This is a genomic window from Occallatibacter sp., assembly GCF_049802275.1.
In the GTDB taxonomy this organism is placed as follows: Bacteria; Acidobacteriota; Terriglobia; order Terriglobales; family Acidobacteriaceae; genus Telmatobacter.
This window is the reverse complement of sequence record NZ_JBARMD010000229.1, coordinates 1-4,517: the sequence shown is the minus strand read 5'-3', so window position 1 is coordinate 4,517 and position 4,517 is coordinate 1. Positions and strand designations below refer to the sequence as shown.

At 58.9% G+C, this 4,517-nt stretch carries 4 protein-coding genes; all 4 read left to right on the top strand.

Annotated features, from left to right (window positions below; genetic code table 11):
- Nucleotides 1-487, top strand: a 487-nt coding sequence (locus tag WA354_RS08095) for an isocitrate/isopropylmalate family dehydrogenase (protein ID WP_472812495.1), incomplete at its 5' end; no start/stop codon positions are given.
- 126 nt (nt 488-613) lie between these two features.
- Nucleotides 614-2,059 carry a 3-isopropylmalate dehydratase large subunit gene (gene leuC, locus WA354_RS08090; RefSeq protein ID WP_472812494.1) on the top strand — a complete coding sequence of 482 codons (1,446 nt, stop codon included), beginning with the start codon at nt 614-616 and terminating at the stop codon, nt 2,057-2,059.
- Nucleotides 2,059-2,670, top strand: a complete 612-nt coding sequence (gene leuD / locus WA354_RS08085) for a 3-isopropylmalate dehydratase small subunit (RefSeq protein WP_472812493.1) — start codon at nt 2,059-2,061, stop codon at nt 2,668-2,670. Before leuC ends, leuD begins: the two co-directional genes overlap by 1 nt.
- Before the next feature lie 171 nt (nt 2,671-2,841).
- A partial coding sequence (ilvD, locus tag WA354_RS08080) for a dihydroxy-acid dehydratase (protein WP_472812492.1) occupies nt 2,842-4,517 on the top strand: 1,676 nt, incomplete at its 3' end.

The window sequence follows — 4,517 nt, the reverse complement described above, 5'->3', positions numbered from 1 at the left end:
CGAAGTGGCCGCCGAGTTTCCCGGCGTGACAGTCGAGCACCAGTACGTCGACGCGATGTCCATGCACCTGATGAATCAGCCGCGCAACTACGATGTCGTACTAACGGAGAATCTCTTTGGCGACATTCTCAGCGACGAATCCGCAGTGATTACCGGATCGCTCGGCATGCTGCCCTCTGCAACCATCGGCGGCAAGGTCAATTTATATGAGCCGGTCCACGGTTCGGCGCCGGACATCGCCGGCAAGGGCCTCGCAAATCCGCTGGGCGCGATTCTCACGGGTGCGCTGATTTTGCGTCACTCCTGCGGCCTTGAAGCCGAAGCATCCGCGATCGAATCATCTGTCCGAAAGGTGCTTGAACAGGGCTTCCGAACGCCGGACCTGGCGCGCGGGAACGCGCAGGCATTCCGAGTGCTGTCGACGAAAGAAATGGGCGCAAAGGTGCGGGAGACGGTGAAACAACAGATGCTAGCTCCTAGCCGCTAGCTTGTCACGCCAGAGCAAATGGCTTCAGTTGGACGCTTGATGTAACAAGAAGTTGATGTCTCGACAAAGAGCAAGGACAAAGCTAGCAGCTAGAAGCTAGTGGCTAGCAGCTAAATAGGGAGCTTCATGAGCACCGCACCAAAAACACTATTCGAGAAAGTCTGGGAACAGCATGTGGTGGCTGAGCCGAAGGGCGAGCCGACGCTGATCTACATCGATCTGCAATTGCTGCACGAGGTCACTTCCCCGCAGGCGTTCGAAGGACTCCGCCTCGCCGGCCGCAAGGTCCGCCGCCCGGATCGCTGCATCGCCACCGTAGATCACAACGTGCCGACAACGATCGAAGGCCGCCTCCACATCGTCGACCAGATCGCCGCCACGCAGATTGAAGCGCTGCGTAAGAATTGCGCGGACTTCGGCGTCGAACTCTACGACGTCAACAGCCGCGAGCAAGGCATCGTGCACGTTATCGGGCCGGAGCTCGGAATCACGAAACCTGGAATGACCATCGTCTGCGGCGACTCGCACACTTCGACTCACGGAGCATTCGGCGCGCTGGCTTTCGGCATTGGCACCAGCGAAGTGGAGCACGTGCTGGCCACCCAAACGCTGCCGCAATCGAAACCGAAGACCTTTCGCATCGCCGTCGAAGGTGAATTGCCGCGAGGCGTCACTGCTAAAGACATTATTCTCGCCATCATCGGCAAAATCGGTACCGATGGCGCGACGGGTTGCGTGATCGAATACGCCGGTTCTGCCATTCGCGCGCTTTCGATGGAAGGCCGCATGACGATCTGCAATATGAGCATCGAAGCTGGCGCGCGCGCGGGCATGATAGCCCCAGACGAAACAACATTTGCGTATCTTGAAGGCCGCCGCTTCTCGCCCAAGGGCGCAGCGTGGGACGCGGCGGTAACGGAGTGGAGCAAACTACCCAGCGATCCCGGCGCCAAGTTCGACCGCGAACTGGTAATTGATGCGGCCACGCTTGTCCCGTACGTGAGTTGGGGAACAAGCCCCGGCATGGTCGCGCCCATTACAGCGTCGGTTCCAGACCCGGCCACGACAAAAGACGAGCAGGAGCGGAAGGGACTGGAGCGGGCGCTCGAATACATGGCATTGAAGCCGGGAACTCCGCTTGCCGACGTTGAAATCAATCGCGTCTTCATCGGGTCGTGCACCAATTCGCGCATCGAAGACCTGCGCGCAGCAGCGCGTATCGCGGCTGGGTACAAAGTCTCCACGCACGTAAGCGCGATGGTGGTGCCCGGATCGCAGCAAGTGAAGGCGCAGGCCGAAAAGGAAGGCCTGGATCAGATTTTCAAGGAAGCCGGCTTCGACTGGCGCGAGCCGGGATGCTCGATGTGCCTCGGCATGAATCCTGACATTCTCTCGCCCGGCGAGCGCTGCGCTTCCACGAGCAACCGAAACTTTGAAGGCCGCCAGGGACGCGGCGGACGCACCCACCTTGTATCGCCGGAGATGGCAGCCGCAGCGGCGATCGCCGGACACTTCGTCGACATTCGCAATTGGCCAATTCATGAATCTGCCCGCGAGGAGGTAAAGGCCTGATGGAACCGTTCAAGACACTGACCGCACTGGCCGCCCCTCTCGACCGCACCAACGTCGATACCGACCAGATCATTCCCAAGCAGTTTCTAAAGCGCATCGAGCGCACCGGCTACGGAGATTTCCTTTTCTTCGACTGGCGGCGGACCGCGTCCGGCGATCCCGATCCGAACTTTCCGCTCAACGATCCGCGCTACAAGGGCGCGCAGATTCTCATCGCAGGTAAAAACTTCGCCTGCGGATCGAGCCGCGAGCACGCTGCATGGGCTCTGAGCGATTATGGATTCCGCGTGGTGATTGCACCGACGTTCGCCGACATCTTTTTTTCCAACGCCGGCAAAAACGGAATCGTGCTGGCGCGGCTGACTGAGGAAGAGGTTGCTACGCTTCTCCACAACGCGAAGAACATTCCGAATTACAAGCTTACGGTTTCACTCGAAAACCAGACGGTCACAGACGATCGCGGATTCAAAGCAACATTTGAAGTAGATCCATTCCGCAAATTCTGTCTCATTGAAGGACTCGACGACATTGGCCTGACCCTGCGGCACGAAGCGGAACTGAACAGGTACGAAGCGGAGCACGACAAAGCAGGTTGGCTGAAGGCGAAATGAGCTGCTAGCTACTAGCTTCTAGCCGCTAGCTGATGATTGTTACCGCGAACTGCATTTCGTTTTAGAGCCAGAAACCGCTGATTTAGGACAAACACTTTCACTGCAGCACGAACCAGCTAAAAGCTAGCAGCTAGAAGCTAACAGCTAACTCAGACCGAAGCGAAGAGCCAAATGACCATCGAAGGCAAGCGACAGAGTATTCCGTTGACTGAGGGCCCGAGCCGCGCGGCTGCGCGCTCCTATTTACGGGGGTCTGGATTTGTAAAAGACGATCTGCACAAGCCGATCATCGGCATAGCGAATACGTGGACCGAGATCGGCACCTGCAACGTCCACCTGCACGAAGTAGCCGAGGCTCTCAAAGAAGGCATTCGTGAAGCCGGCGGCACGCCGATGGAGTTCAACACCATCACCATCTCCGACGGCATCACGATGGGCACGCAGGGTATGAAAGCGTCGCTGGTCTCGCGCGAAGTGATCGCCGACTCCATCGAACTGGTCGCTCGCGGTAATCTTTTCGACGGCCTCGTCGGCATCGGCGGATGCGACAAGAACATGCCGGGCATCATCATGGCCCTCTGCCGGCTCGATATTCCCGGCATGATGCTCTACGGCGGGTCTATTGCTCCTGGAAAACTAAACGGCCCCAACGGCGAGAAGATCGACATCACGATTCAAAATGTCTTTGAAGGAATCGGCGCGTATGCTGCTGGCAAAATTGATGACGCCGGGCTCGAAGCGCTGGAAGCCAATGCCTGCCCCGGTGCCGGGGCGTGCGGTGGACAGTTCACCGCAAACACCATGGCCATGAGCGGCGAGATGCTGGGCATTTCTCCCATGCAGCTATCCGGCGTTCCCGCCACTGACAAAGATAAGCACGCGGCGACACGCGAAGCCGGGCGCATGCTGATGGAAGCGGTCCGTGCCAATCGGCGTCCCTCGCAGATCATCAACAAAACATCGATTATGAACACGATTGCCAGTGTGGCCGCAAGCGGTGGTTCAACCAACGCTGTTCTGCATCTGCTGGCGATCGCGCGCGAGATGGGCATCGAGCTTTCAATCGACGACTTCGATGCGATTTCAAAGAAGACGCCATTTATCTGTGACCTGGTTCCGGCGGGCAAGTACATGGCATCGCACTTCCAGGCCGCCGGTGGTTCACGCCTGCTGGCCAAGCGCCTCATCGATGCGGGCCACGCCGATGGCTCGACGCTGACCATCAGCGGCCGCACGCTTGCCGAGGAAGCAGCGCTGGCCGTGGAGACTACCGGACAGGTTGTAATCAAAACCTTCGAGCAGCCCATCAAGCCGACAGGCGGCCTCGTCATCCTTAAAGGCAATCTCGCGCCGGAAGGCTGCGTGATGAAGATTGCAGCTGCCGATCGCTATGAGCATCGCGGGCCGGCGCGGGTGTTTGATTCTGAGGAAGAATGTTTTGCCGCGGTGCAAGGCGACCAGATCAAGCCGGGCGATGTTCTGGTGATTCGCTACGAAGGGCCGAAGGGCGGGCCGGGTATGCGCGAGATGCTGCAGGTAACGGCGGCAGTGAGCGGGCATCCTGACCTGACCCATACCGTCGCACTGCTCACCGACGGCCGATTCAGCGGAGCAACGCGCGGATTTACGGCGGGACACGTTGCTCCGGAAGCATTCGTGGGCGGTCCGATCGCCGCGGTGCGCGAGGGCGACATCATCGCATTCGATATCAAGAACCGCACGCTGAACGTTGAAATCAGCGCAGAAGAAATGGCAAAGCGGCTCAAGGATTTCAAACCGCCCGCGTTACGCTGGCCCGCCGGTGTGTTTCGCAAGTATGTTGACCGCGTAACAAGCGCATCGCAAGG

Excerpts from the sequence above, each read along its gene's own strand:
- leuC (WP_472812494.1), top strand. The coding sequence starts at position 614 with ATGAGCACCGCACCAAAAACACTATTCGAGAAAGTCTGGGAACAGCAT.
- leuD (WP_472812493.1), top strand. The coding sequence starts at position 2,059 with ATGGAACCGTTCAAGACACTGACCGCACTGGCCGCCCCTCTCGACCGC.